The 25,511-nt window shown below is 37.3% G+C and carries 26 protein-coding genes and 2 tRNA genes; 12 read left to right on the top strand and 16 right to left on the bottom strand.

The window, feature by feature from the left end; translation table 11 throughout:
• Positions 1-276 precede the first annotated feature (276 nt).
• The 3 genes from ppa to aspS are packed head-to-tail and all read right to left on the bottom strand — an operon-like array spanning position 277 to position 3,139.
• On the bottom strand, positions 277-795 hold the full coding sequence (gene ppa / locus BS85_RS0105015) for an inorganic diphosphatase (RefSeq protein ID WP_026943845.1): 519 nt from the start codon (positions 793-795) through the stop codon (positions 277-279).
• Between the two features lie 10 nt (positions 796-805).
• Complete coding sequence (locus BS85_RS0105010; RefSeq protein ID WP_026943844.1) at positions 806-1,378, bottom strand: adenylate kinase; 573 nt, start codon at positions 1,376-1,378, stop codon at positions 806-808.
• Between the two features lie 9 nt (positions 1,379-1,387).
• Entirely contained in the window at positions 1,388-3,139 is a 1,752-nt protein-coding gene (gene aspS / locus BS85_RS0105005; protein WP_026943843.1) for an aspartate--tRNA ligase, read from the bottom strand.
• A 199-nt stretch (positions 3,140-3,338) separates the two neighbouring features.
• Here aspS and BS85_RS0105000 point away from each other — a divergent pair, with 199 nt between their 5' ends.
• On the top strand, positions 3,339-3,743 hold the full coding sequence (locus BS85_RS0105000) for a Fur family transcriptional regulator (RefSeq protein ID WP_026943842.1): 405 nt from the start codon (positions 3,339-3,341) through the stop codon (positions 3,741-3,743).
• A 26-nt stretch (positions 3,744-3,769) separates the two neighbouring features.
• Here BS85_RS0105000 and BS85_RS0104995 read toward each other — a convergent pair whose 3' ends face one another.
• Genes BS85_RS0104995 through tatA form a run of 6 tightly spaced genes read right to left on the bottom strand, consistent with a single transcriptional unit; the run spans position 3,770 to position 8,248 of the window.
• The gene (locus BS85_RS0104995) at positions 3,770-4,282 is read right to left on the bottom strand and encodes a YhcH/YjgK/YiaL family protein (RefSeq protein ID WP_026943841.1); all 513 of its coding nucleotides are present in this window, start codon (positions 4,280-4,282) and stop codon (positions 3,770-3,772) included.
• Positions 4,283-4,291: 9 nt separating this feature from the next.
• Positions 4,292-4,762, bottom strand: a complete 471-nt coding sequence (locus BS85_RS0104990; protein WP_026943840.1) for a SixA phosphatase family protein — start codon at positions 4,760-4,762, stop codon at positions 4,292-4,294.
• 15 nt (positions 4,763-4,777) lie between these two features.
• Positions 4,778-5,458, bottom strand: coding sequence for a 5'-methylthioadenosine/adenosylhomocysteine nucleosidase (locus BS85_RS0104985; protein ID WP_026943839.1), 681 nt, complete (start codon positions 5,456-5,458; stop codon positions 4,778-4,780).
• A gap of 1 nt (position 5,459) precedes the next feature.
• A complete protein-coding gene (gene fabD / locus BS85_RS0104980) occupies positions 5,460-6,380 on the bottom strand; it encodes an ACP S-malonyltransferase (protein ID WP_026943838.1) in 921 nt (306 codons plus the stop codon).
• A 10-nt stretch (positions 6,381-6,390) separates the two neighbouring features.
• Positions 6,391-8,010, bottom strand: coding sequence for an arginine--tRNA ligase (argS, locus tag BS85_RS0104975; protein WP_026943837.1), 1,620 nt, complete (start codon positions 8,008-8,010; stop codon positions 6,391-6,393).
• 4 nt (positions 8,011-8,014) lie between these two features.
• Complete coding sequence (tatA, locus tag BS85_RS0104970) at positions 8,015-8,248, bottom strand: twin-arginine translocase TatA/TatE family subunit (protein WP_026943836.1); 234 nt, start codon at positions 8,246-8,248, stop codon at positions 8,015-8,017.
• A gap of 202 nt (positions 8,249-8,450) precedes the next feature.
• Between tatA and BS85_RS10280 the strand changes: the two genes are divergently transcribed.
• Complete coding sequence (locus tag BS85_RS10280; RefSeq protein WP_051604694.1) at positions 8,451-10,400, top strand: methyl-accepting chemotaxis protein; 1,950 nt, start codon at positions 8,451-8,453, stop codon at positions 10,398-10,400.
• Between the two features lies 1 nt (position 10,401).
• On the opposite strand, the gene uvrA is transcribed toward BS85_RS10280, so the two are convergent.
• A complete protein-coding gene (gene uvrA / locus BS85_RS0104960) occupies positions 10,402-13,239 on the bottom strand; it encodes an excinuclease ABC subunit UvrA (RefSeq protein WP_026943835.1) in 2,838 nt (945 codons plus the stop codon).
• 206 nt (positions 13,240-13,445) lie between these two features.
• On the opposite strand from uvrA, the gene htpG reads away from it, so the two are divergent.
• Positions 13,446-15,329, top strand: a complete 1,884-nt coding sequence (htpG, locus tag BS85_RS0104955) for a molecular chaperone HtpG (RefSeq protein WP_026943834.1) — start codon at positions 13,446-13,448, stop codon at positions 15,327-15,329.
• A 583-nt stretch (positions 15,330-15,912) separates the two neighbouring features.
• Positions 15,913-16,677 carry a complement resistance protein TraT gene (locus tag BS85_RS0104945; RefSeq protein WP_026943833.1) on the top strand — a complete coding sequence of 255 codons (765 nt, stop codon included), beginning with the start codon at positions 15,913-15,915 and terminating at the stop codon, positions 16,675-16,677.
• Positions 16,678-16,687: 10 nt separating this feature from the next.
• Here BS85_RS0104945 and BS85_RS0104940 read toward each other — a convergent pair whose 3' ends face one another.
• Positions 16,688-17,482, bottom strand: coding sequence for a TatD family hydrolase (locus BS85_RS0104940; RefSeq protein WP_026943832.1), 795 nt, complete (start codon positions 17,480-17,482; stop codon positions 16,688-16,690).
• Between the two features lie 60 nt (positions 17,483-17,542).
• Here BS85_RS0104940 and ribE point away from each other — a divergent pair, with 60 nt between their 5' ends.
• Both ribE and BS85_RS0104930 read left to right on the top strand, forming a co-directional pair.
• A complete protein-coding gene (gene ribE, locus BS85_RS0104935) occupies positions 17,543-18,181 on the top strand; it encodes a riboflavin synthase (protein WP_026943831.1) in 639 nt (212 codons plus the stop codon).
• Positions 18,181-18,468 (top strand): EscU/YscU/HrcU family type III secretion system export apparatus switch protein, encoded by a 288-nt coding sequence (locus BS85_RS0104930; protein ID WP_026943830.1) that lies wholly within the window; start codon positions 18,181-18,183, stop codon positions 18,466-18,468. The genes ribE and BS85_RS0104930 overlap by 1 nt, the downstream gene beginning before the upstream one ends.
• 109 nt (positions 18,469-18,577) lie before the next feature.
• Here BS85_RS0104930 and BS85_RS11375 read toward each other — a convergent pair whose 3' ends face one another.
• Positions 18,578-18,736 (bottom strand): hypothetical protein, encoded by a 159-nt coding sequence (locus BS85_RS11375; RefSeq protein ID WP_156938059.1) that lies wholly within the window; start codon positions 18,734-18,736, stop codon positions 18,578-18,580.
• A gap of 98 nt (positions 18,737-18,834) precedes the next feature.
• Here BS85_RS11375 and BS85_RS11370 point away from each other — a divergent pair, with 98 nt between their 5' ends.
• From BS85_RS11370 to BS85_RS0104905, 5 genes are all read left to right on the top strand, one after another.
• Positions 18,835-18,990 carry a hypothetical protein gene (locus tag BS85_RS11370; protein ID WP_156938058.1) on the top strand — a complete coding sequence of 52 codons (156 nt, stop codon included), beginning with the start codon at positions 18,835-18,837 and terminating at the stop codon, positions 18,988-18,990.
• 30 nt (positions 18,991-19,020) lie between these two features.
• Positions 19,021-19,854: a flagellar hook-basal body protein gene (locus BS85_RS0104915; protein ID WP_026943829.1), complete on the top strand. Its 834-nt coding sequence runs from the start codon at positions 19,021-19,023 to the stop codon at positions 19,852-19,854.
• Between the two features lie 12 nt (positions 19,855-19,866).
• Complete coding sequence (flgG, locus tag BS85_RS0104910) at positions 19,867-20,652, top strand: flagellar basal-body rod protein FlgG (RefSeq protein WP_026943828.1); 786 nt, start codon at positions 19,867-19,869, stop codon at positions 20,650-20,652.
• Between the two features lie 79 nt (positions 20,653-20,731).
• On the top strand, positions 20,732-20,977 hold the full coding sequence (locus BS85_RS11365) for a hypothetical protein (RefSeq protein WP_156938057.1): 246 nt from the start codon (positions 20,732-20,734) through the stop codon (positions 20,975-20,977).
• A gap of 114 nt (positions 20,978-21,091) precedes the next feature.
• Complete coding sequence (locus BS85_RS0104905) at positions 21,092-21,610, top strand: hypothetical protein (protein ID WP_026943827.1); 519 nt, start codon at positions 21,092-21,094, stop codon at positions 21,608-21,610.
• Between the two features lie 156 nt (positions 21,611-21,766).
• Here BS85_RS0104905 and mnmA read toward each other — a convergent pair whose 3' ends face one another.
• From mnmA to BS85_RS0104885, 4 genes are all read right to left on the bottom strand, one after another.
• Positions 21,767-22,825, bottom strand: coding sequence for a tRNA 2-thiouridine(34) synthase MnmA (mnmA, locus tag BS85_RS0104900; protein ID WP_026943826.1), 1,059 nt, complete (start codon positions 22,823-22,825; stop codon positions 21,767-21,769).
• A 3-nt stretch (positions 22,826-22,828) separates the two neighbouring features.
• Positions 22,829-23,248 (bottom strand): hypothetical protein, encoded by a 420-nt coding sequence (locus BS85_RS0104895; RefSeq protein ID WP_026943825.1) that lies wholly within the window; start codon positions 23,246-23,248, stop codon positions 22,829-22,831.
• Between the two features lie 96 nt (positions 23,249-23,344).
• Positions 23,345-23,421 (bottom strand) — tRNA-His (locus BS85_RS0104890).
• A gap of 19 nt (positions 23,422-23,440) precedes the next feature.
• Positions 23,441-23,518: transfer RNA gene (locus BS85_RS0104885), tRNA-Pro, on the bottom strand.
• Between the two features lie 471 nt (positions 23,519-23,989).
• On the opposite strand from BS85_RS0104885, the gene BS85_RS0104875 reads away from it, so the two are divergent.
• Positions 23,990-25,510, top strand: coding sequence for an LTA synthase family protein (locus BS85_RS0104875; RefSeq protein WP_051604693.1), 1,521 nt, complete (start codon positions 23,990-23,992; stop codon positions 25,508-25,510).
• Position 25,511 lies beyond the last annotated feature (1 nt).

Raw genomic sequence — 25,511 nt, 5'->3', positions numbered from 1 at the left:
TAAATGATATTTTTAAGATAAACTATTTTACAAGGTTTTGGAATAAACACAAGATAAAAAACTAAAAATCTCTTGCGATTCCTTTAAGAACCCACAATCTTGCGTGTTAAAAATTACTTTTTGAAACAATCGCTAAATCAGTAGAATCCTTTTATGTGTAGCGAACAAGCAATAAGGACAAATTTACTTGTTAAATTTAGGTTCTCCTTCTCTTGTTTGTGAGTTACACACAAAAGATTCTACTTCAATCAGCTTTAATCTTTAAAATCCCCAAACTTATTTATAATTCTTAATCGCCTTATCCAAAATCTCTTTTGCCGCATTTAAATCTTTATATTCCTTGACTTTTACCCATTTGTTAGGCTCTAGTGTTTTATAGGTTTCAAAGAAATTTTTGATTCTATCCAATGTGATTTGCGGTAAATCCTCTAGGCTTTGGATTCTATCATATCTTGGATCAATTTTAGAAATAGGCACTGCGAGGAGCTTTTCGTCCATTCCACTTTCATCTTCCATAATCAAAACGCCAATCAAACGCGCCTTTATCACACTTCCAGCTTGGAGTGGATATTCATTTAACACAAGCACATCCGCAGGATCGCCATCATCACTCAAAGTATTTGGCACAAACCCGTAATTTGCAGGATAAAACATTGCGCTATACATCACTCTATCCACAACCACCGCACCGGATTCCTTGTCAATCTCGTATTTAATATTGCTTCCATAAGGAATCTCAATTACCACATTAAGTTTGCTAGGGTTTTCTCCCACTTCAATTTTACTTAAATCCATATTTTCTCCTTTAAATCTTGCTCTTAATAAACGCTTCCATTTCGGCAGTAATTTCCTCAATTGTGCGCTCACCATTGATTTTCTTTAAGATTCCTTTTTTGCTATAAAAATCCTGAATCTCTTGAAGCGGCGTTTGATAAACTTTCATACGATTGTTAAAGACTTCTACATTATCATCTGCACCTCTTGCGCGTCCAAGCACCCTATCGCACGCAGTTTTTTCGCTCACCTCCACTTCAATCACACTCACAAGCGCAATATCGCTTTTGTTTTGTAGAATCTTATCTAGCTCCACCATTTGCTCCACGCTTCTAGGATAACCATCAATTAGCACAATATCCTTTATTGCATTAGAAATCGCATCTACAATCGTTTTAACAACAATCTCCAAAGGCACGAGATTCCCCTTGCTTGTGTAACTATCAATCAATTTTCCAAGCTCACTTCCACTTGCCACTTCTGCGCGGAGCAATTCTCCTGTGGAATAATGCACCATACTTTCGCTATTGTTTTTGCTAATAACTTCCGCATCTGTTGTTTTACCACTGCCGGGTGCGCCAATAACTAAAAATAATTTTTTCATTTCATCTCCTTATTTTTTGGTTTCTCTTACCTTGATATGCAACTCTCTTAGTTGCTCCTCACCCGCCGCACTTGGTGCATCTGTGAGCGGACAAGTTGCTTTTTGTGTTTTAGGGAATGCAATCACATCACGAATAGAATTTGCACGGCTTAGTAGCATAATGATTCTATCCATTCCAAAGGCTAAACCGCCGTGCGGAGGCGCACCAAACTGCAAAGCTTCAAGCAGGAAGCTAAATTTACTCTGTGCTTCCTCTTTAGAGATTCCAAGCAATGTAAATACGCGACTTTGAATCTCTTGCTTGTGGATTCTAATGCTTCCTCCACCAATCTCAAAACCATTCAACACCACATCATACGCCACAGAGCTAATATCCTCCAAATCCTCTACATCTAAATCTTTGGGCATTGTGAAAGGGTGGTGTAGTGCCGAGATACTGCCATCATCATTGCGCTCAAACATAGGAAAATCCACAACCCATAGGAATCTGTATTGATTCTCATCTACTAACCCCATATCCTGTGCGACTTTTTGACGCAAGCGTCCCATATAATCCCACACGATTTTTTTCTCTCCCGCGCCAAAGAAAATAATATCCCCAACACTTGCGCCTACGCGTTCTAATAAGGTTTTAAGGCTTGTTTCGCTTAAAAACTTCACAAGCGGTCCCTTTGCGCCTTCCTCTTTAATTTGGATATACGCCAAACCTTTTGCGCCAAATTTACGCACAAATTCCTCTGCTTCTCCTAAAGTCTTGCGCGTAAAGAAAGAATCTCCGCCCTTAACGCAAAGAGCCTTAAAGCGATTCTTTTTAGAATCCTTCGCAATGGAAGAAAAAATATCGTTACTAGAATCCACAAACAAATCTCCCACTTCCACAAGCGGTAAATCAAAGCGCAAATCCGGCTTATCACTTCCATAAGATTCCATTACTTCCTTATAAGTGCGACGCTCAAAAGGCGTTTGCACAGCAATTCCACAGACTCCAAAAATCGCCTTTAAAACCTCCTCTGCAACCGCCATTACATCTTCTTGCTTACAAAAGCTCATCTCAATATCAATCTGTGTAAATTCCGGCTGCCTATCAAGGCGTAAATCCTCGTCTCTAAAGCACTTTGCAATTTGAAAATATTTATCAAACCCACTTACCATTAAAAGCTGTTTAAAAAGTTGTGGGCTTTGTGGAAGCGCGTAAAATTCCCCGTGATGCACACGGCTAGGAACGAGATAATCCCTTGCACCCTCTGGAGTGGCTTTTGTCAAAATGGGCGTTTCCACTTCTAGGAATCCTAAGTTGCTTAGAGTATTGCGCGTGGCTTGTGCTACTTTGGAGCGCATAATAAAAATCTCTTGCAAACGCGGATTGCGCAAATCCAAGTAGCGATATTTTAAACGCACATCTTCGCCCACACTCTCATCGCCTACGGCAATGGGCGGCGTTAAACTTTTATTTTCAATCACTAGTGATTCTACAAGCACTTCAATTTTGCCTGTTTTGAGCTTGGGATTCTCTAGCCCCTCACCCCTTGAACGCACCTTTCCTTTTGCAATCAAAACATACTCATCACGCACTTCACTCGCAATTTTATGTGCTTCCCCGCTATCTTTTGGGTCAAATACAAGTTGCACAAGTCCGCTGCGGTCGCGCAAATCAATAAAAACAACGCCTCCGTGGTCGCGATAGGTATTACACCAACCGCACAACTGCACCACTTCTCCGATATTTTGCTCTCCTAAATCCGCACAATAATGGCTTCTCACAGCTTTCACTCCTAAAATTTTACAAAATAATTTGTGATTGTATCCAAAAAATAATAAGGCTAAATTAAATCAATTTATTTTAAATTGGTAAAAAATAAGTTGTATCTTTAAATAATTATTGATAATAAAAATAATTTTTAGTAAAATATAAATTTTAAAAAATAATAATTTTAACTATTAAGTTTTTAGGAAATTTAAAATGTTTGAAAAAATTTTAAAAGACAACCATTTAAAAATTACGCCACAACGTTTGGCTATTTTAAAAGAGATTCAAAAATTTGGGCATATTAGCATTGATGAAATCTATGAAAACATTAAAGAAAGTAATCCCTCTATGTCTCTTGCCACAATTTACAAGAATCTTGCCTCTATGCAAGAAGCCAAAATTATTGATGAAGTAAAATTGCCTAATCAGAAACAACGTTATGAGCTGACGAAAAATCCACACATTCATCTTATATGTGAAAATTGCGGAAAAATTGTAGATATGGAGTTGAATGGTTCTCTTGAGAGCCTGAAAAAAACTTGTGCTAATGCTTCTTCTTTTGAGGTTAAAGAAGCTTCTGTTGTTCTGCTTGGTATTTGCCCACAATGCCAAAGCTAAACAAATAGATTCTTACACAAGAGCCTTTAGAAATTCAATTTCACAAATTGCTTTGGAACTTTTACCACAACCTTTTGCACCAATGTGGATTCTGCATTGGTTGAGATTCCACCTGCATGGACATCTATTGCTTCAAACACTGCAAGATTCCCCGCAAACAACTGAATGCTTGAAAGAAAAGCACTAGGACAATATTCAATCAAATCTTTTGTGGAATCCAAAGGGCTTTTAATTTTACACAAACTATGGGGCGCAACAAAAAAAATCTCCTTGCCACAGACAACCATTTGAAAATCCACCATTTCGCTGTGGCTTTCATAAAAAGCCTCTTGGGGGGTTTTTGTATAATAGGCTTGTTCAATAGCCCTTGCCCCACCATCAAAATGCACGATAAATTCCTCTTGAGGTTTTAGAGAAGTGATGCGTTTATGCGCTTCACTATTTTCATCTAGCACATCAAAGAGATAGCCAAAAACCCTCCCTAACACCTCATTCTTTTTAAATTTACTTGCAATATCTGGTAAATAGCCCAAAAACATAGAATCCCCTTAGAAATTATGCAAACCTACAAGCAACCAATCCTCTTCTTCGCTTTCTCTCTCTAATTCTACCACACAACCCTTACCTACGCGCAAATTTAAAGTCCCTTTCGCGCAAATAAATCGCACAAGCTCACTAATGCTTGGCTCGTGTCCTACAATTACAAGCGTTTGCCAATCCTCTTCAATCTCATCTTTGTGTTCCAAAAACCCCTGCAACCCTTCCTCTGGATTAATATCTGGATTCACAAAAAATGTGCTATTGGATTGCTTCTTGGAAATATATTTCGCTGTATCACAAGCGCGTAAAGCAAGAGATGAAATAATTGCATCTACATCAGGATATTTTTTCCCAATATATTTTGCAATTTTTTTTGCTTGTTTAATACCCTTTTTAGTAAGAGGTCGTTTCAAATCGTCTTCACCAACCCACTTTTCTCTGTCCTCCGCTTTTGCGTGTCGCACTAAAATTAACCTCATCTAAACCTCCTTAATTTAAATTTTTTCTACCATTTTAATGATGAAAGCCACATTTCTCTTGCCACTTTCTTCTTCGTTGTATTCCTCTAAATGCTCATCATTTACACTATCAGATATGGTTCTAATAACGCAAAAAGGCACATTAAGATTTTCACACACCACCGCCACACTAGCCCCTTCCATTTCTACTGCATCTGCTTTAAAAGTCTCTCTTATCCATTGTTTTTTATCCTTATGGTTGATAAACTGGTCGCCTGAAGCAACAATACCCTCATAAATACAGATTCCAAGCTCCTTTGCAACTTGCTTTGCAACAGCATTAAGAGTAGAATCACTTGAGGCAAATGTCTCACTCTCTGGAATAAATCCATACGGATAGCCAAAAACACTCAAATTCACATCGTGCTGACACAGCTTACTTGCAAAGAGCAAATCTCCTACCCTATAAGTTGGATTAAGCGCACCTGCGATTCCATTAAAGACTATTTTTTCACAACCAAAATGCAAAATCATACTACTAGCGGTCAAAGCAGAATGCACTTTGCCAATACGACTTTTAGCAATGATGGCAGTTTTGTTTGCCAATTTTACCTTATAAAAGGTATTGCCACCAAATTCTATCGTTTCATAATCTTTATAATGCGCCAATAAAGGAGCAATTTCTGCTGGGAGAGCACCGATAATTCCGAGTATCATTTTAATCCTTTTGCAAAAAATCTTGAATCTCTGCATAATTTTGCAAAGAAATGGTTTCTTTCTGACTTAATCTCTTGTTTAATCCCTTTAAGACATTGCCACCGCATTCTATAAAGATGTCAATCTCTTTATCGTTATCTTTGATAGATTGCTTGTAAAGCACAGGAGAAATTAACTGCTCGGCAAGTAAATTTAATGCTTGTACTTTGCTTTGATAAGGCTTTGCATTTACATTAGAAATGATAGGAAATTCAAAAGAATCTCCCAACGATTCCTCTAATAACACCTTAAAGTCTGCGCACATTCCTTGCAAAATAGGACAATGGCTCGCCACAGACATTTGAAGCATTAAGGCGCGTTTTGCCCCAAGCCCTTTAATCTCCACCTCTAGTGCAGACAAATCCTCTTTGCTGCCCGCAAGCACCATTTGTCCATCGCCATTATAATTTGCACACCAAACCTTAAGCCCCTGATTACGCCTCTTAGCGCAAAACTCCTCTAGTATCCCATCTTCCAAACCAAGCACAACCATCATTCCAGCTTTTTTGGATTTGCAAGATTCTTCCATTAAATAACCGCGTTTGCTAACCAAAGAGATTGCTTGTTCAAAGCTTAAAGCTCCACTTGCACAAAGCGCACTAAATTCTCCCAAAGAATGTCCTAAGCCAAAAGAAATTTGGTTTTTAATCTTTGGCAAAACAAGCGAAAAAACGCTGTAACTCACCAACAAAATTGCAGGTTGAGTGTATTGAGTTAAATTTAACTTTTTGTTTTCTTCAAAGCATAGCTTTACCATATCTTCTTTTAAAATATCACTTGCTTGTTCAAAATATCTTTTCACTTCTACGCTATTTTCAAATAAGTCTTTACCCATTCCGACACTTTGACTGCCTTGACCGGGAAAAATCACTCCTATACTCAAAATTACTCCTTTACATACTTTTTTTAGCGGTAACACCAAGCAGTGCAAGTCCTAAACTTAAAGACTTCGCAACCACCACTAATACTTTTAAAATCTGTTCTTGTTTTGCGGTATTTAGAATTTTTGTTTCATTATAAAATCGGTGAAATTCTCCTGCGAGCGTTTTTAGAAAATCCACTACTTTATTGGGAGATCTTTGCGCAAAAGAATCCAATAAAACCTTATCCAATCCAAGTGCCAAAACCAATAAATCACGCAAATTCTCTTCCATTTGCCCTAACGATTCTATATATTTTTCTTGGGGAAGATTCTCAAAATCTTTGATATTAAAATCCGACTTTGCAAACAAAGTGTGAATCCTTGCGTGTGCATAGTTAATATAATACACAGGATTACTTGCATCTTGTCTTTTTAATTCCTCAATATCAAATTCTAAATGTGTATCGGCTTTTTTACTCAAAAAAATCAAACGCAATGCGTCTGCTCCCACTTCCTCCACAATGTCTTTCATTAAGATAAAATTTCCTGCGCGCTTACTCATTTTATAAGCTTCCCCACCCTTTAACAAAGCAACCATTTGAGACAATAATACTTCAAGCTTACCGCTATCATAACCCAAAAAGGCAATGGCTGCTTTGATTCGCGCAATATATCCGTGGTGGTCTGCCCCCCAAATGTTGATATATCTTTCAAAAGAACGGATGAATTTATCCCTATGATAAATAATATCCCCTGCAAGATAAGTTGGTTCTCCATTCTCGCGCACAATCACACGATCTTTTTCATCGCCATACTCACTGGATTTTAACCATAACTTCCCCTCTTTTTCATAAACACCGCAATGCTCCTTAAGGGATTCCAAAGTAGAATCCCAATTTTCAAAAAGCTCTTTTTCGCTGACATAATTATCAAACACAATGCCAACTTGCGCCAAATTTGCTTTAATTTCCTCTAACATCTTGTCTTTGCCAAAAACACTTAAGGTTACGATATTGGAGGAATCTTTAAAAATTTCCAACCCTAGAGACTCTTTTGCTTCTTGGGCTAACTGCAACACATATTCGCCCTTATAACAATCCTCTGGTAACGCACAAGATTCATTAAAAAACAAATGTCTCCCATTAAAATAAATGGATTTGCCAAGATTCTCTATCTGCACTCCTGCGTCATTGATATAATATTCTGTCGTAATGCAAAAGCCCAAAAATCTACCAATACGCGCCAAACTATCGCCAAAAACTGCTCCACGCGCGTGTCCGATATGTAATGGACCGGTTGGATTTGCACTCACATACTCTAACAAAATATGCTCTCTAACATTTTGAGATTCTGTTTTTGCCTGTTGATTTGAAGAATCTTGCTGCAAAAACTTCCACGCGCATTCAGACAAAAATGAATTACTCAAACTAAAATTGACATATCCATTCATTACATTAACGCTTGCAATTTGTGGAAGGGATTCCAACTTCTGTGCAAACTCCTGCGCGATCGCCTGTGGATTCTTACGCAAAGTTTTAGCAAAACTAAAAGTTGGCAAAGCAAAATGTCCAAACTTTTTATCGCGTGGCTTTTCTAAAACGCAAGAAAGATTTAATGTCTCATCTACAATTTGTCTAATGGTTTGAGTCATTGGGTTATACTTTTGTCTTTTCAGTAGTTTCAGTAGAAGAATTTTTCACAGAATCTTTATTCTCTTGCTCAATTTTAGTATTTTGCGCTATATTTTCTTCATCGTCCTCTTTAACCGCTTTTTTGAAATTTTTAATTCCCGAACCCAAGCCCTTAGCCAAATCTGGAATCTTTTTTGCTCCAAATAACACAAGAATGATTAATAATATAATCAGTAATTGTTGCCAACCTATTCCCATTATTGAATCCTTATAAATGAAATTTTTTGGATTATAGCATAATTCCCCTTGTAACTACAAAATTGCAAAATTTTGCTCTCATTTTTGTGTAACAATGTAGCACCAAGATGAAATATTCTCTTTTTTAGAATTAAAGAAATCTTAATTTATTTTATTATAAGATTAAACTTCATACTAGCTTAGGGAGAGAGAGGATTGAAGAATGAAGCTAACTTTAGGGCTAAAAGTAATATTAAGCATTACAATTACGGCTATCATTGGGTTTTTAATTTTTGGGATTTTACAATATCAAACCACAAAAAATACCACTCTACAAACCGAAGAAAAAAGTCATCAAGGCAAATTAAACTCCATTCAACTTTTGCTTGTCTCTTACATCAATGAAAAACAAATTGCTATCCATCGCCTCCAAGAGGATATTGCTAACCATTTAAATGACGAACAATCCATCGCAAAAAGCTTGGAATTGGTTGAAAAAACAGGAGGATTCAACCTTGTGTATTTTGGCGTAGAAACCAATGGGAGAATGTTGCGCAGCAATGGAAACCATGTATTTCCAGAAAGCGGCTATGACCCGCGCAAACGGAGTTGGTATTCTGAAACCAAAGCACAAAATAAATCCATTATACTCAACAATGCTTGGTTACAAGCAAGTAAAAAGCTTCCTGTTTTTGGATTTGGCGTTCCTCTCCACTATGAGGGAAATTTTTATGGTGTTGTGAGTGGAGATATTGCGTTAAAACCTCTTAACGACTACTTGGTATCCCTACAAAAGGAAGAAAATCTTACATTCTTTGCAACAGACCCAAGTGGCAAAATTGTGCTTTCACAAAATCCCGATGAGATTCTAAATCAGAGTGAAGTCTCTAAATTATTAGTAGAAAAATCTAAAAACCACCAAAATCAGTTTATCTTTTTTGTTCAAGACAATAAAAAACAATTTGGAATCTGCTCCTTAAACCCCCTTACATCTTGGAATGTATGTTTAGTAGGAGATGAAAATACTCTTTATCAAGTCGTTCATAAAAATGCTACATTTTTGGCAATTTCTTTGATTGTATTCGCGATTCTCCTTATTGCGCTTATTAATCTCTCTACTAGAAAAGTTTTAAAACCCATTGAATCCTTAAGAAAAGGAATTTTAGAATTTTTTGATTATTTGCATTTAAAAACCACTAGCGTCAAGCTATTGCACATTAACACAAACGATGAGCTAGGAGAAATGGCAAGAGCTATCAACGCAAACATCAAAGAGATTCAAACCAATTTGGAAAAAGAACGCACTTGCGTTCAAGAAACATTGGAATCCCTTGAGTTTGCTAAAGACGGAGATTTTGGACATTTTATAAAAACAGAATCCAACAACAAACAACTAAACAATATCAAACTCTACCTCAATCAAACACTTCAGGATTTAAATCAAAATTTTGAAACAATAGAAAAAGCATTGACAAGTTATAAGGGGGACGATTTTACCCATATTGCGGAAACACACGATAGCAAGGGCGCATTACTCCGTGTCGTAGAAAATATTAATGATTTGGGAAGTTATATTTCAAAAATGCTAAAACACTCTAGCGGAATTGCTCAAACCCTCAAACAACATTCTAGCACTCTACAAGAACGCGTAGCCAATCTGCAAGAATCCTCTCACGCTCAAACGCAATCTTTGCTCCAAACCAATACTGCGGTAACAGAAATCACAGAATCTATGCAGAATGTTGCAAACAAAAGCAGTGAAGTAATTGCCCAAAGTGATGATATTAGAAATGTCGTCAGTGTCATTAAAGACATTGCAGACCAAACAAACTTGCTTGCTTTAAATGCTGCAATAGAAGCGGCAAGAGCTGGAGAACACGGTAGAGGCTTTGCAGTTGTTGCTGATGAAGTCCGAAAACTAGCCGAACGCACCGGAAAATCACTCAATGAGATTGAAGCAAATGTGAATATTTTAGTGCAAGGCATTAACGATATGAGTGAATCTGTCAAAGAGGAGACTAAAAGCGTAGAGCAAATCAGCCAAGTAGTAGAAAAACTAGAGCAACTCACACAAAAAAATGAATCCATTGCAAATTCTTGTGCAGAGATTTCTGAAGTTGTAGATAACCTAGCTACAGAAGTCTTAAACGAGACAAGCAATAAAAAGTTTTAGGCTAGGCTTTTATATTTAATTCCTTAGCCAAAAACTTGCCTGTATGACTTGCTGTTTTTTTATGACGTCTTGCAACGCGTTCAGGTGAGCCACTATCCACGATATTTCCACCATTGCTCCCGCCCTCTGGTCCAATATCAAGAATAAAATCTGCATTTTTAATCATATCCAAATTATGCTCAATCACAATCACGCTATTCCCTAACTCTGTCAAATGATGCAACACACGCACAAGTCTATCTACATCCGCAAAATGCAAACCTGTGGTTGGCTCATCTAAAATATAAAGTGTCTTTCCTGTATCCTTGCGACTTAATTCCTTAGCAAGTTTAATTCTCTGTGCTTCACCACCACTTAGAGTAACAGCATTCTGCCCCAAAGTAATATATCCTAATCCCACATCTTGTAAAGTCTTTAGTTTCTGATAAATGCGTGGAATCTTGGCAAAAAATTCACACGCTTCATCTACGCTAAGATTCAACACTTGTGCTATATTTTTTCCCTTATAGCTTACTTCTAAAGTTTGAGCATTATATCTTGTGCCATTACACGCATCACATTTCACCAAAATATCCGGCAAAAAATGCATTTCTATCTTGATTTCTCCCTCTCCCATACATTTTTCACATCTTCCACCCTTGACATTAAAGCTAAAACGACCAACACTATAATTACGAATCTGGGCTTCTTTTGTCTGTGCAAAAAGCAAACGAATCTCGTCCATTGCTCCCGTATAGGTTGCAGGATTTGAGCGTGGAGTTCGTCCAATAGGGCTTTGGTCTAAGTAAATAACTTTGTCTAATTTTTCTAAGCCTACAATTTCCACACCATCTACTTTTTTCACTTTCTTGCGATTGTTTAACAACTCTTGCGCAACAGGCAATAGAGTTTGCAACACAAGAGAGCTTTTGCCACTCCCGCTCACACCTGTTACACACACAAAGTTCTTTAAGGGAATCTTAACATTTAAATTGTGGATATTGTTAATATTGACATTTAAAATCTCAATCCATTCTTCTTGATTCCTGCGGATAAAATATTCTATCTTTTTTGCCCCACTTAAATATTGAGCGGTTTGTGTTTTGCTTTTTAATAATTGTGTGAGATTCCCGCTAAACACTACTTCTCCACCATATTTACCAGCTCCTGGTCCAATATCCACAATGAAATCTGCGTGTTCAATCGTTTCTTTGTCGTGTTCTACAACAATCACTGAATTGCCTTTTTGCTGTAAGCTCCGCAAAGTTTTAATAAGCTTTAATGTATCTCTCTCGTGCAACCCAATGCTTGGCTCATCTAACACATACATTACGCCCGTTAATCCACTACCAATTTGACTTGCGATTCTAATGCGTTGGGATTCTCCTCCACTAATGCTACGCGCATCACGTCCTAAACTTAAATATCCAAGCCCAACATCATACAAGAAATAAAGTCTTTCGCAAATCTCTTTTAAAATAGGAGCAGCAACCATTGCACTTTGGGTATCCAAATGCTCAAAATGTGCAGGATTTGCAAAAAAACCATAGCATTCCTCAATAGGCAAGTCTAGCAAATCTGCTATACTTTTGTTTGCAACCTTAACCGCTAAGGATTCGGGCAAAAGCCTATGCCCACCACAAGCCTCACAGGTTTTCTCACTCATATAATCGCCTAAATCCTTATTATCTTTAAACATATCATAGGCAATAGAAATCACACCCGCCCAAGGACGTTTTAGTTTGGAATTTTTCCAACTAAACTCCACTTCCTCACTGCTTCCATACAAAATTAATTTTTGCTGATGCTCACTCAAATCCTCAAAAGCAGATTTTGGATTGATATGATTTGCTAAAGCAAAGGCGCGAAATAGCTCATTATAATAACTTTTATTAAAGCCATAAATAATCTTAATTCCCCCCTCACTTAAGGGCAAACTAGAATCTATTACCTTTTTTGTATCCATTGTGTAACGTATGCCTAGCCCATCACATTTAGGACAAGCACCTTTGGGAGAGTTAAAAGAAAAGCTAAGGGGTTCTAAGGGATTAAAAGATACCTTACAATCAAAACACGCTAAATGCTCACTATAATGCACTAGAGTAGATTTGCCCTCCTTATCCTCTGGCAAAATTTCAATTTCTACCTCACCATAGGATTCTTTTAATGCCTTTTCAATATCCTCTGCGATTCTGTCCTTATTCTCTGTGCTTACAACTACGCGGTCAATCACAACTTTTATCGTGTGCTTTTTTGTTTTCGCTAGATTTATCTCTTCATCTAACCGCACCAACACGCCATTAATCTGCGCCCTAATATAACCCTTTTGTCGCAAGGATTCCAACTTGTCATTAAAGCTTCCCTTTTTTTCTCGGATAATGGGGGCTAGGATTAGAATTTTTGTATTTTCTTTTATCTTCAACACTTCTGCAATAATATCACTTGCGCTCATCTTTGAAATTGGCTTACCACATAAATGGCAATGCTGCACTCCTATACGCGCAAAAAGCAAACGAAAATAATCATAAATCTCTGTAATTGTGCCAACGGTGGAACGCGGATTCTTACTTGTTGTCTTTTGGTCTATGGCAATGGCTGGGGTTAATCCCTCTATTTTATCCACATCGGGTTTGCCGATTTTGTCTAAAAACTGCCTTGCATAGCTTGAAAGAGATTCTATATAGCGACGTTGCCCCTCTGCGTAAAGCGTATCAAACGCCAAAGTGCTTTTGCCACTTCCGCTAAGCCCTGTTAAGACAACAAGCTTATTCTTGGGAATACTTAAATGAATATTTTTTAAGTTGTTTTCTTTAGCATTGGTAATAATAATATAATCAAGAGGTGAAACTTTTGAATCCAAAATAAACCTTTATTTTTAAATTAACCGCTAATTATAACAAATCCTTTTATTAAAAGTTGCAATTCAAACAAAAACTAGATTCTAAATTATTACTTTTATAGTAATAATATAATGAAACTTTATAATAATAGTATCAACTTTATTGACATTATCAAAACTTTTGCTATAATTGCGCCAAATTTTTATAGCTTTAAAAGGAATCACAAATGGCAAAACATACTTTTCAAACCGAAGTCAATCAACTTTTGGACTTAATGATTCATTCTTTATATTCTAATAAAGAAATCTTCTTGCGCGAACTCATTAGCAACGCTTCAGACGCGCTTGATAAACTACAATATTTAACGCTTACAGACGATAAGCTCAAAAATTTGGATTTTACCCCCAAAATTGACATCTCTTTTGAGAGTGAAAAAAATATCCTAACCATTAGCGATAGTGGAATCGGAATGAACGAGCAAGACTTAATAGAGAATCTAGGCACAATCGCTAAGAGTGGGACAAAAAACTTTCTCTCTAAATTAAGCGGGGATAAGAAAAAGGATTCTGCACTCATTGGGCAATTTGGCGTGGGATTCTATTCTGCCTTTATGGTGGCAAGCAAGATTATCGTAACAACCAAAAAAGCAGGTGAAACACAAGCTTATGCTTGGATTAGCGATGGAAGCGGGGAATTTGAGATTGAAAAATGCGAAAAAGAATCGCACGGAAGCGAGATTAAACTTTATTTAAAAGAGGACGAGAAGGAATTTACAAGCCGTTGGAGGATTGAGGAAATTGTAAAAAAATACTCCGACCACATTCCATTCCCGATTTTCTTGCATTACACAGAGATAAAAAGTGAGGGAGAGGGCGAGAATAAAAAAGAAATTATAGAACAGAAAAATGAGCAAATCAACAAAGCCTCCGCACTTTGGAGAATCTCTAAAAAAGATTTAAAAGACGAGGAATACAAGGAGTTTTACAAAAACTTGAGTTACGATTCCACCGAGCCACTCTCTTGGATTCACACAAAAGTTGAGGGAACATTGGAATACACCACGCTTTTTTATATCCCACAAACTGCGCCTTTTGACTTGTATCGCGTGGATTACAAAAGTGGCGTGAAACTCTATGTTAAGCGCGTGTTTATCACCGATGATGACAAGGAGCTTTTACCCTCTTACTTGCGATTTGTGCGCGGAATCATTGACAGCGAGGATTTACCGCTTAATGTCAGCCGTGAGATTCTACAACAAAACAGAATCCTAGCCACGATTAAATCCGCTTCCACTAAAAAAATCTTAAGCGAAATAGAAGCATTGCAAAAAGATGAGGAAAAATACACTAAATTTTACAAAGAGTTTGGACGCTGCATTAAAGAGGGCGTTTATAGCGACTTTGAAAACAAAGAGAAGTTGCTAGAGTTTTTGCGATTCCAATCTACCAAAAGCGAGGGCAAGGAAATCGCATTTAAAACCTACAAAGAGCGTATGAGTGAGGGACAAAAGGCGATTTATTACTTGCAGGGCGAGGATTTGGAGCTACTTAAAAATTCTCCACTTTTAGACGCGTTCAACAAAAAAGGGTTTGAAGTGCTACTCTTTGGCGAGGAGATTGACGGAATCGTAATGCCAATGGTGCAAGAATTTGATAAAACTCCTTTGCGTTCTATCACTTCTAAGGAGGCATTAGAGGATTTAGGCGAGGAAAACATTGAGGAAGCAACCAAAGAGAAGTTTAAGCCACTCTTAGAGAAGTTTAGCAAAACTTTGGGCGAGGAAGTCAAGGAAGTGCGCTTGAGTGCTAGGCTCATTGATGCGCCATCAGTCATTGTAAGCGACCCAGATGACCCAAATTCTGCGATGATGAAAATGATGAGACAAATGGGCGCAATGGGTATGGGCGCAGAGATTCCAGAGCCTAAGCCAATCTTGGAGCTAAATCCAAACCACGCGATTCTAACAAAACTGCTAGACGCGGAATCCCAAAGGCAAGAGGAAGTGGCGCATTTACTGCTTGAAGAAGCCAAACTGCTAGAGGGCGGCAAACTCAAAGATGTGAAGGCGTTTGTGAAGCGACTCAATATGCTTTTGCAAAATAGCCTTTAATTAAATCGCTACAATTATGTGCCATTGCAAGGGAATTGTGCAAGTTTGGGTGAGTTGTTAGCGCAACACGCACCCACATTTGCAAATCTATAATCCTGCATACTTTATATTTTATGCTTTACTGCTTCCCGTCATTGCGAGACTTCGTAAGAAGTCGTGGCAATCTATAATTATGCAAAAATCAGATTCAGCAATGGAATCTTTAAAGAAGTTTGTGATTATGGATTGCTTCGGCTTTGCCTCGCAATGACGGAGGGATAAGATATTCTGTCATTGCGAGATTCTGCGTTAGTAGAATCGTGGCAATCTATAAATAAAAGAAGTCATTAATGGTTGCAATGGAATCGCGCAAGAAAGATAAGATTATAGATTGCTTCGTCATTTGCTTTGCTCGTTCCTCGCAATGACGAGGTGGTAGTATGTCATTGCGAGAATTGCTTTATCAATACTTAGCGTGTGTTGCGTCAAGCAACTCACCTGCTTCAGCGCAAATCTACAATAATGTATTTCTTTAATAAAGTTACATTGCAAAGAAAATTTAGTATAATTTTGCTCAAATTTTCAATCTAATGAAAGGCAAACAATGAAAACAATATGGATTCCTATCGTGTGCGCTCTAGCATTAAGCGGTTGTCTAACAACAAATCTTCAAACCAAAGCTACGATGTCGCAAAGTATTTTTATTGACCCTGTGGCAAAATCTAAACAAACAATTTTTGTTGCACTACGCAACACAAGCGGACAAGAAATAAATTTAGAATCTAAAATCTTACAAAAACTCCAAAGCAAAGGCTACATAGTTGTAGATGACCCAGAGAAAGCAAATTTCATCTTACAAGCTAATGTGCTTTATTGTGATATAAAGCAAGAAAATAACGCCGTAGGTGCGGGGGTATTAGGTGGTGCCGTGGGTGCAGGTGTAGGAGGATATAATCACCATTCTGCAACAGGAACGGTTGTCGGTGGATTAGCAGGTGCGGCGACAGGTGCGCTTTTGGGCAAACTTACCGAAGATACAATTTTTCAAATGCAGGTAGATATTAATGTGCGACAAAGAATTGAGGGTGGCACAATTAATTATAATGCAACCGATAGCGGACAATCAAGTGTGCGTGATGGACAAAGGGCTGGTTTTATGAATAGCTTTGGCGGGAATGTTGCTAGCACACAAGGTGGGGGCAAGCTTAATTCCAATCAAGTCCAATATAGCGGACAGACCTATACAGGAAATTACTCCGAAAAATCCACCAAACTTTTTGCGGAAGCAACTAAGCTAAACCTTACTTTGCAAGAGGCGATTCCTGTGTTAGAGGATAAAATCTCTACACAGATTTCAGGGATTTTTTAATCCTTGCCCCTTATAACACTCCAAAGAGCCTTGCAGTATTTTGTCGGATTTGATTTGCTAAAGTTTCTTGGGGTAAATTTAAAATTTCACTCATTTTTTCTAATACTAAAGGAATGAAACTTGGCTCGTTGCGCTTCCCACGATAAGGGTGAGGCGTGAGGTAGGGAGCGTCTGTCTCAAGCAAAAGAGATTCTAGTGGAATCTTGGGCAATATTTCTACAAGCTTTCTTGCGTTTTTAAAGGTTAAAACCCCTCCGATTCCATAATAAAAATTAAATTTCGCTAGAGATAGAAGCTGGAAATCTGCATTAAAACAATGCAGGATTCCGCCCTTAAGCTTTGGCGCAAATTCACGCAGAATCTCTAAGCTATCCAACGAAGCGTCTCTAATATGCACAATCAAAGGCTTTTGCGATTCCATAGCAAGATGAATCTGGGCAAGAAACACACGCTTTTGGATTGCTTTTATTTCTTCTTTATCCTCTGTGTTAAAGCTTTGCAACTTCTCTTCCATTCTATAATAATCCAATCCGCATTCACCAATAGCAACACACAAAGAATCCTCCAAAAATCCCCGTATAAATTTCTCATCATAAAGATACGCTGCATCAGGGTGAATCCCCGTGGCAAAATACACGCCCTCATAACTATGTGCTAGTTTTTGCGCTTTTAACAAATCGCTTGGGTGCGCTGCTGGAATAATAAAACGCGTGATTCCTGCAACTTTCGCGCGTTCTATCATTAAAGGAAAATCCTCCACAAATCTTTCATCATCTAAATGACAATGTGTATCACAAAGCTGCATATTACTCCTTTTTATGCTACAATTTGCAAATTTTAATGCAATTTTACTTAAAGGTTGTAAATGTTTACAGGACTTGTGCGTGAGTTTGGAAAAGTGGAATCCTTGCAAAATGCAAAACTCACTATCAATGCAAAATACAAGCCAAAAATTGGAGATTCTATTGCTGTAAATGGTGCTTGTCTTACCACAATTCAAGTTTTAAACAAGGGTTTTGTATTGGAACTTAGTGAGGAAACACAACAACAACTTGCATTAGAAAGCTACAAAGATTTGGTGCATATTGAACCTGCTATGCTCCTAAGCGATAGATTAGATGGACATCTTGTGCAAGGGCATATTGACGGAATCGGAGAAATTACAAGAATAGAATCCCATAGAATCGGCACAGACTTTTTTATCCGCACCACCCCTAAAATCCTTGCACTCTGTGTGCCAAAAGGAAGCATTGCGATTCAAGGCATTAGTTTAACCATTAATGAAATCCTGCAAGACTCCTTGCGCTTAACGATTATTCCGCATACCTTTGATTCCACGCTTTTTAAAAATTACAAAGTAGGAATGCGCGTCAATATAGAAACCGATTGCCTTGCGCGTATGGTATGGCATTTTTTGCATACAAATTCCATAACAATAAAGGATTCTAACACTGCTCAAAACCTAAGCTGGGAAGCAGTGGATAGAATCTTAGGGAGCTATTAATGTCGCCACTTCCTCTTAATCAAAAAGCAGTCGCACTCGCCTATGAGCAAAACAAACAACGCGCACCTAAAGTCATCGCTAAAGGCGAGGGTTTCCTTGCGCAAAGAATCATTGAAAAAGCTAAAGAATACGAAATTCCTTTATTTCAAAGCAAAGCACTTGTGGATTCACTGATTAACTTAGAATTAGATGAGGAGATTCCGCCTCAACTTTATAAAGCAGTCGTGGAAGTGTTTATTTGGCTCTATAAAACTGAAAACAAAGCGCAAATGAGCAATAAAAATTAATTTCCATTTTTAAGGAAGCGGATACAAAAAGGTGAGAACCCCTTGCGTCATTGCGAGTGTAACGAAGCAATTTGTAATCTTAACAAACCTTATTTTTACAATGGAATCTTTAAAGCGATTTAAGATTATGGATTTGCGCTAAAGCGGGTGAGTTGCTTACGCAACGCACACCACGAATATTACGCATTCTCACAATGACGAAAACTAGCCACCTTGTCATTGCGAGGCGAAGCCGAAGCAATCCATAATGCAGAATCTCGCCTATCACTCTACAGCTTCAAACCTTTTAAAGATTCCATTGTAAAACCTAAAATATGCTAGATTATAGATTACCACAGCCTTTTAAAAAGGCTTCGCAATGACACAATGGCAAATTATAGATTTACACTAAGTCGGACGCAAATACTTACACAAAAGCATACCACAACTTCTACGAAGTCTTGCAATGACGAAGTGGAGTGCAATATGGAATCTCACAACGCAATCAATGCAAAGAGAATTTTGGAACACCTTTTGCTTTAACTTCCACAAAAGTTTAACAAAAGGCATACAATGCAAGGTGGATATTATAGTTCTGTTGGCGGTATGGTTACACAAATCAACCGCCTAGATGTAATTGCAAACAATATTGCAAACGCAAACACAACCGGATTCAAACGCGATGATGTTGTGATTGGCGATTTTTTAAGACTTTATGAGCAACACAAAGAGTTTTTACCTATTGATGAGCAGACAAAAGATGCTGCAAAATTCTACAACCGCTCTTTAAATCGTGTGCCACACATCGTGGAGGAATTTACAGACCGCTCACTGGGTGGAATGATGCAAACAGACAATACCTTTGATTTCGCACTTGGGCGAGAAAATGCGTATTTTATGATTGAAACACCCGATGGGATTCGTTACACGCGTGATGGTTCTTTTGTCTTAAATGAACAAGGGAGATTGGTTAATAAAGAGGGCTTTCCTGTATTGCCACGCGAATATTTAGACGCTCCACAATACATTGAATTTATTGACGGATTCCAAGTTGAAGTGGATACACACGGAAATATCTATACAAGAGACTTAAACAATGAGGGAATTAGCGAAATGGAATTACTCACAAATATTGGTATTGTCTCTTTTGAGAATCCAAAATATCTTAAAAAAGTGGGCGATAATCTCTATGCCTATCCGCAAGAGAGAAGCAATGAACGCGAAGCGTTAGAACAAAGTGGCGCAGTGCGTCAAGGGTTTTTGGAAAAAAGTAATATCAATGTTGTCTATGAAATGACAGGATTGATTGAAACCAATCGTTTAGTGGAAGCTTATTCTAAAGTGTTAAAAACACACATGGACGAGCTAAACACAGAAGCAATCACAAAATTAGCAGCAAAAGCATAAAAAGGATTCCCAATGATGAGAGCACTCTACACCGCAACAACAGGTATGTTAGGACAGCAATTATTTATTGATGTTACTTCAAACAATATTTCTAATGTTAATACATTTGGTTATCGCAAAGAAAGAGCAGAATTTGCAGACTTGTTTCATCAAGTGATTCAATATGCAGGTTCAAGCACTTCAGAAACTACACTTAGCCCAACAGGGATTGAAGTGGGGTTAGGTGTGCGCCCTACTTCGGTGCAAAAGTTATTTTCTCAAGGAAACTTCAAAGAAACCGAGCAAAGCCTTGATGTTGCAATCACAGGAAATGGATTTTTTCAAATTGAACTTCCTGATGGGACGATTGCCTATACACGCGATGGTTCATTCAAAAGGGACGATGAGGGGAATGTTGTCAATTCTCAAGGTTACTTGCTTGTGCCAAATATTACAATCCCCGACGACGCAACACAGCTAACTATCGGAGTAGATGGAACGGTAACTGTTGTGCAAGGAGCAGATACAAACCAACTAGGACAGATTGAAACCGTGAATTTCATCAACCCCGCAGGTTTGCACGCATTAGGCGATAATCTCTATTTGAATACCAATGCTTCAGGAGACCCTATCGTAGGAACTCCGGGATTAAATGGCTTTGGGCAACTAAGACAAGGGTTTGTAGAGACGAGTAATGTAAAGTTAGTAGAGGAGATGACAGACTTAATCGTTGGACAAAGAGCCTATGAAGCAAATTCTAAATCCATTCAAACCGCGGATTCTATGCTCCAAATCGTTAATCAGCTTAAGAGGAACTAAGGCTTAATTAGCCTTTTGCCTTTGTGAGAAGTGTTTAACACTCATTACTTTACCCTTGTAGGATTCCACTTGTAGAATTGTGGCAATCCGCAAACGCTTAAAGATTTACCACTTCATCATTGCGCAAGCTTCATTGGAATCTTGCGATAATCCATACTTTGAATTACCTTACAGCTTCCATTGCTATATTTACATTATGCTTGATTATGGACTGCAACACTCCGTTCGCAATGACGAAGCAGCCGACTTTTTGTTATTGCGAGAATGCGTAGCATTCGTGGCAATCCATAATGTTATACAGCAGAAAAACAAAACAACGCATTGATACTTATCTTTTAAAAAATAATATAATAAATATTTTAACTTAATTAATTAAATTATATTTTTAATATATTTTTAATATTATACCGAAATTATTTTTAAATTTTGGAGGTAATGAATGAAAAAATTCTTAACAAATCTCGCATTGGCAGGTGCATTAGGAATCGTTTTAGTGGGTTGTGGTGCAAGTGGGACAAAAGCAAATTTGGTGGATAAATTTTCCGATGATTTTGGGACTTTTAAAAAGCAAGTGGCGGAATGTGAAAAGGTTGTTACTTATGGCGTATGGGGCAATCCCTATCACAAAGAACTTGTGCAATCCTATATAGATGAAATAAAAGAAATTAACCAAAAGGCAAGGAAAATCGGCTCTGCTTCCGAATTAGAATCTTTAGCCAAAAAACAAAAAACCCTAGAAAAAGAAATGGGCGAGTATCAACTATCCGAAGAAGAGGTTGAAAAATACAATAAAACTTGTGCGGAACTAAATTATACACTTGCTAAATATATCCAAAATCAAGCAGAATACGATATTTACAAAGCCGAGTATAACAATAGAAAAGCAAGTCAAGAATTTCAAAATCTTACCAAAGAATTAAAAGCAAGAGCGCAAAAAGAGGAAAACTCTAAAAAATAAAATCTCAAAGATTCCAACTCTTAAAAGCAAGGCGAACAAAACTACCCTTGCTTTTAAGGCTATAAAACCTCGCACCTTAAGCGGTGCGCACTTAAGGAATAGAATCCTCTAGTTTTACGGCAATTTTAATCCATTCTTGCCTTTGCAGATTCTACATCAGAGAATAAACCCTCCCCCCAACACCTTATCCTCTTGATATAATACTAAAGCCTGTCCGCTTGCAACACCATAAGTTGGTTCTTGCAGATTCGCAACCAAAATCTCTCTTGGATTGCCTTGCGTATCCAATTCTTGCGTTAATTGCACTTTTGCCTTTGCCTTATGACTTCTATAACGAATCTTTACTTCGCATTCTAGCTCCTCCTTATCCCCAAAAATTTCTTGAGGCAAGGAAAAATTTAACGCACACACTTGGTGGGTTGCCAACTCCTCTTTTTCTCCCACAACAATCGTGTTGTCTTGCGGATTGATTTTTAACACATAATGCGGAGTAAGCGCACCTTTGACGCTAAAGCCCTTGCGTTTGCCAATCGTATATTGCATATAACCTTTGTGTGTGCCTATTTCCCTATTTTGCGTGTCTAGCACCTTGCCTTGCGATTCCACATTGAAATGTTTTTTTAACACATCAATATAAGTATTTTCCACAAAACAAATTTCTTGCGAATCCTTATAACTCTCCAAGCTTCCAAGCCAAGGGAGTTCTTTAAGCGCAAGAGGCTTTATTTCTGCCTTGATTTTATCTCCCAAAGGAAAGAGAATGCGTGGAATCCATTGTTTTTTTAATCCAAACAAAAAATAGCTTTGGTCTTTTGTCGTATCTACACCCTGTGCTATATAGCCATTTTTGATTTGCGCATAATGCCCTGTGGCGACATAATCACAGCCCATTTTATCCGCTAGTTTAAATGCGATTCCAAACTTCACAAGCGGATTACATAAAGCACAAGGGTTTGGTGTGTGTCCCTTAGCATACGATTCTACAAAATAATCATAAACTGCTTTTTTAAAAAGCTCCCGCTCATCTACAATTTCATAAGAGATTCCTAATTTCTCCGCACATTGTTGAATATTCTTTTCATAGTATTGATGTTTTTCCTCTTTGTCGTGCAGTTTCAAATACACTCCATACACGAGGTATCCTGCCTTTTGCAATAAATAAGCGCAATAACTTGAATCTACGCCTCCACTCATTAACAATAAAACTTTTTTCATATCTTATTCCTTAATATATGTTAATTTCTCTTTTAATAAGAGATGATTATCGGTATATTTTGCCCATAGAATCTCTAGTGAGTAAATCTCTCCACTTCCAAGTTTTGCAAAAGGATAGAGGGCATAATAAATACTCTTTTGCTCTTTTATTGCGGGTTTAAACAATGCTTTGATTTGCAAACCTTGAATGTCGACAAGTTTTTTGGAATCCTTTGCGATAATCACACCCACTTTAGGATTTAAGATACAAAGCTGAATATGTTTAGAATCGCATTCACTCTTGAAAAGTAGGCTAAGCTTTGCCTCATCAAATGCGTAATAACAACTTGCACTATACACTTCAAGCGTCTTGGATTTTTCCTCCACGACAGCCAAACTTAACAAATGATGATTTTTAATAAAGTTTTTTATTCTTTCATTCATAAGATGGAATTGTAGCCAAATTTTAGCTTAAGCAGCAGTAAATTTAAAAAGATTGATTTAAAATAGAGGTTTATGTGGCTCATTCTTAAGATTCAATGGGGTGGGCGATGGGAATCGAACCCACGACCCTCAGGACCACAATCTGATGCTCTAACCGACTGAGCTACGCCCACCATTGATACAAATAGAAAATGGTCGGGGCGAAAGGATTCGAACCTTCGACCCCTTGGTCCCAAACCAAGTGCGCTAACCAGACTGCGCTACGCCCCGACTAAAATAAAGAAGCGCAATTATACTTTTTAAAAGCTTAATTGTCAATGCTTCATTAAATCTTTAACATACTTTCTGTATTATACAATTTTACTAAAAATTAAAGGGTTCTTTAAATGCGTTTTATCTTTTTTCAAATTATTATTTTTACATTTCTTTTTCTCCTGCTTTTTTGCTTAATGCGCTTGACAATGAGCTTAGAATTTCTTGGCATTGAATTAATGCAAGACAATCTAAAAGATACAATAAAACTTTTTTCATTGGGTGCTATTAGCGATTTAAGACTTATTTCTACCACATTTTTGCCGCTTTTGGTTGCAATGACTCTAAGTATTTTAAAATCTTTTAAATACTCAAATTATATACGAACTTTATCACACAAAAATTGATATTTTTATTTTCGGGCTAAAAGACGACAATACCCAAGCGATTTTGGACATAGTTTTTAAGGATTATCCTTTAGGAGTTTTATTGCTTATCGCATTAGCTTTTAGTGCTTTTTGCGTTTGGCTAAATAAGAAAATTTTAAATTTAAATTTACCTAGTGTTAACTTGAAATTTCCTGTTGTTTTAGCTCTGCTTTTAATTTTCCTTGCGCTTTACATTGTAGCTTTAAGAGGACATTTTAGCTATGTTGCAATGAGAGCTGGAAATTATCGTTTTTCTAATTTAGAAAATTTTAATGCTCTCGCCCTCAATCCTTTAATGAGTTTTAATTTTGCATTAAGAGATTACAAAAAAGACACTTTAGATTTAAAACCTGCAAATATGGAGAGATTGGAGGAATTAGAAAAAATTTTTCCTCTTTTTGCCACAAGTCCCAAAAATGATTTTGCATTAGCCAATAAACCGCATATTATGGTTAATTTAATGGAAAGTTTTGGCACACAAATGCTGTCTTTGCAAGGGGAAAACTTGAATCTGCTAGGAGAACTTGCTCAACATTTTGAAGAGGATTTTGTATGGACACGTTTTTTACCTTGTCAAAATGGCACAGCCTCAAGTTTCTTTTGTTTGTTTTTTCAAAGCCCCATTGTTCTTTCAAAATCAAAATATAAGAAACATTATTTACCCTTTAGCCCAATAGACGTTTATAAGCAGCAAGGTTATAGAGTGATTTTTCTTACAGCAGGCAATTCAACTTGGTTTGATTTAGGCTTTTTTATGAAAGCACAAGGCATTGATGAAGTCATTGATGAAATTACTTTGCTTCAAGATTATCCAATATCAAGCAAAATACATTATAATCCTCATTATGGAGTAGGCGATGAGTTTATGTATCAAAAAGCATTGGAGCTCTTATCTAACACAAAAGAACCGCTTTTGATTCTTGCTTTAAGCATCTCAAACCATCCTCCTTATCCTGAAGTGCCGATTTTATTTTCTAAAGAGCAAATCCCGTTAGAAATTTTTGACAAAATACCCAAAAACACTTCCGCAATCCTTAATACTTATGTTTATGCCAATAACGAATTTGCAAGATTCTTAAACAAAATCAAACAAAGCACACTGAAAGATAATACCATTATTGCTGCAACAGGAGATCATAGGGTGCGAGATTTAAAAATAGACTTTGGTACAGAAAAAGCTTTTGGTTTTGGTGTTCCTTTTTATCTTTATATCCCCAAACCCTACCAAAAAGACATTACATACAACAAAACAAGAGTAGGTTCACACAAAGATATTTTTCCAACCCTATATGCTTTAACTTTAAGCGGGGTAGAAACCCTCAATCTTGGAGGACGCAATATGCTTGGCAAAATAGAATCCGACAAACTTGAATTTGCCTATAATCGCAGTGTGTGGATTGATGAGCAGGGAATTTACCCAAATGATTCTACACTTGGTTATCCCTTTGCCGATACAGAAAGTCTTTTGAATTCTAGCAAGGGTTTTGAGCTTGATACTTGGCATTTAGAATTTCGCAAACTTTACGAAGAACTGCTTGATACTCAATTGCGTTATAGGTTGATTAATTTACAAAAACATTAGA

The organism is Helicobacter rodentium ATCC 700285, assembly GCF_000687535.1.
Taxonomy (GTDB): Bacteria; Campylobacterota; Campylobacteria; order Campylobacterales; family Helicobacteraceae; genus Helicobacter_D; species Helicobacter_D rodentium.
The sequence above is the reverse complement of the archived record's forward strand: the minus strand, read 5'-3'. Positions and strand labels throughout refer to the sequence as shown.

What these genes read in the sequence shown, in the direction of transcription:
- ppa (WP_026943845.1), bottom strand. Translation starts at nt 795, where the DNA reads ATGGATTTAAGTAAAATTGAAGTGGGAGAAAACCCTAGCAAACTTAAT.
- BS85_RS0105010 (WP_026943844.1), bottom strand. Translation starts at nt 1,378, where the DNA reads ATGAAAAAATTATTTTTAGTTATTGGCGCACCCGGCAGTGGTAAAACA.
- BS85_RS0105000 (WP_026943842.1), top strand. Translation starts at nt 3,339, where the DNA reads ATGTTTGAAAAAATTTTAAAAGACAACCATTTAAAAATTACGCCACAA.
- BS85_RS0104995 (WP_026943841.1), bottom strand. Translation starts at nt 4,282, where the DNA reads ATGTTTTTGGGCTATTTACCAGATATTGCAAGTAAATTTAAAAAGAAT.
- BS85_RS0104990 (WP_026943840.1), bottom strand. Translation starts at nt 4,762, where the DNA reads ATGAGGTTAATTTTAGTGCGACACGCAAAAGCGGAGGACAGAGAAAAG.
- BS85_RS0104985 (WP_026943839.1), bottom strand. Translation starts at nt 5,458, where the DNA reads ATGATACTCGGAATTATCGGTGCTCTCCCAGCAGAAATTGCTCCTTTA.
- argS (WP_026943837.1), bottom strand. Translation starts at nt 8,010, where the DNA reads ATGACTCAAACCATTAGACAAATTGTAGATGAGACATTAAATCTTTCT.
- tatA (WP_026943836.1), bottom strand. Translation starts at nt 8,248, where the DNA reads ATGGGAATAGGTTGGCAACAATTACTGATTATATTATTAATCATTCTT.
- BS85_RS10280 (WP_051604694.1), top strand. Translation starts at nt 8,451, where the DNA reads ATGAAGCTAACTTTAGGGCTAAAAGTAATATTAAGCATTACAATTACG.
- htpG (WP_026943834.1), top strand. Translation starts at nt 13,446, where the DNA reads ATGGCAAAACATACTTTTCAAACCGAAGTCAATCAACTTTTGGACTTA.
- BS85_RS0104945 (WP_026943833.1), top strand. Translation starts at nt 15,913, where the DNA reads ATGAAAACAATATGGATTCCTATCGTGTGCGCTCTAGCATTAAGCGGT.
- BS85_RS0104940 (WP_026943832.1), bottom strand. Translation starts at nt 17,482, where the DNA reads ATGCAGCTTTGTGATACACATTGTCATTTAGATGATGAAAGATTTGTG.
- ribE (WP_026943831.1), top strand. Translation starts at nt 17,543, where the DNA reads ATGTTTACAGGACTTGTGCGTGAGTTTGGAAAAGTGGAATCCTTGCAA.
- BS85_RS0104930 (WP_026943830.1), top strand. Translation starts at nt 18,181, where the DNA reads ATGTCGCCACTTCCTCTTAATCAAAAAGCAGTCGCACTCGCCTATGAG.
- BS85_RS11370 (WP_156938058.1), top strand. Translation starts at nt 18,835, where the DNA reads ATGGCAAATTATAGATTTACACTAAGTCGGACGCAAATACTTACACAA.
- BS85_RS0104915 (WP_026943829.1), top strand. Translation starts at nt 19,021, where the DNA reads ATGCAAGGTGGATATTATAGTTCTGTTGGCGGTATGGTTACACAAATC.
- flgG (WP_026943828.1), top strand. Translation starts at nt 19,867, where the DNA reads ATGATGAGAGCACTCTACACCGCAACAACAGGTATGTTAGGACAGCAA.
- BS85_RS0104905 (WP_026943827.1), top strand. Translation starts at nt 21,092, where the DNA reads ATGAAAAAATTCTTAACAAATCTCGCATTGGCAGGTGCATTAGGAATC.
- mnmA (WP_026943826.1), bottom strand. Translation starts at nt 22,825, where the DNA reads ATGAAAAAAGTTTTATTGTTAATGAGTGGAGGCGTAGATTCAAGTTAT.
- BS85_RS0104895 (WP_026943825.1), bottom strand. Translation starts at nt 23,248, where the DNA reads ATGAATGAAAGAATAAAAAACTTTATTAAAAATCATCATTTGTTAAGT.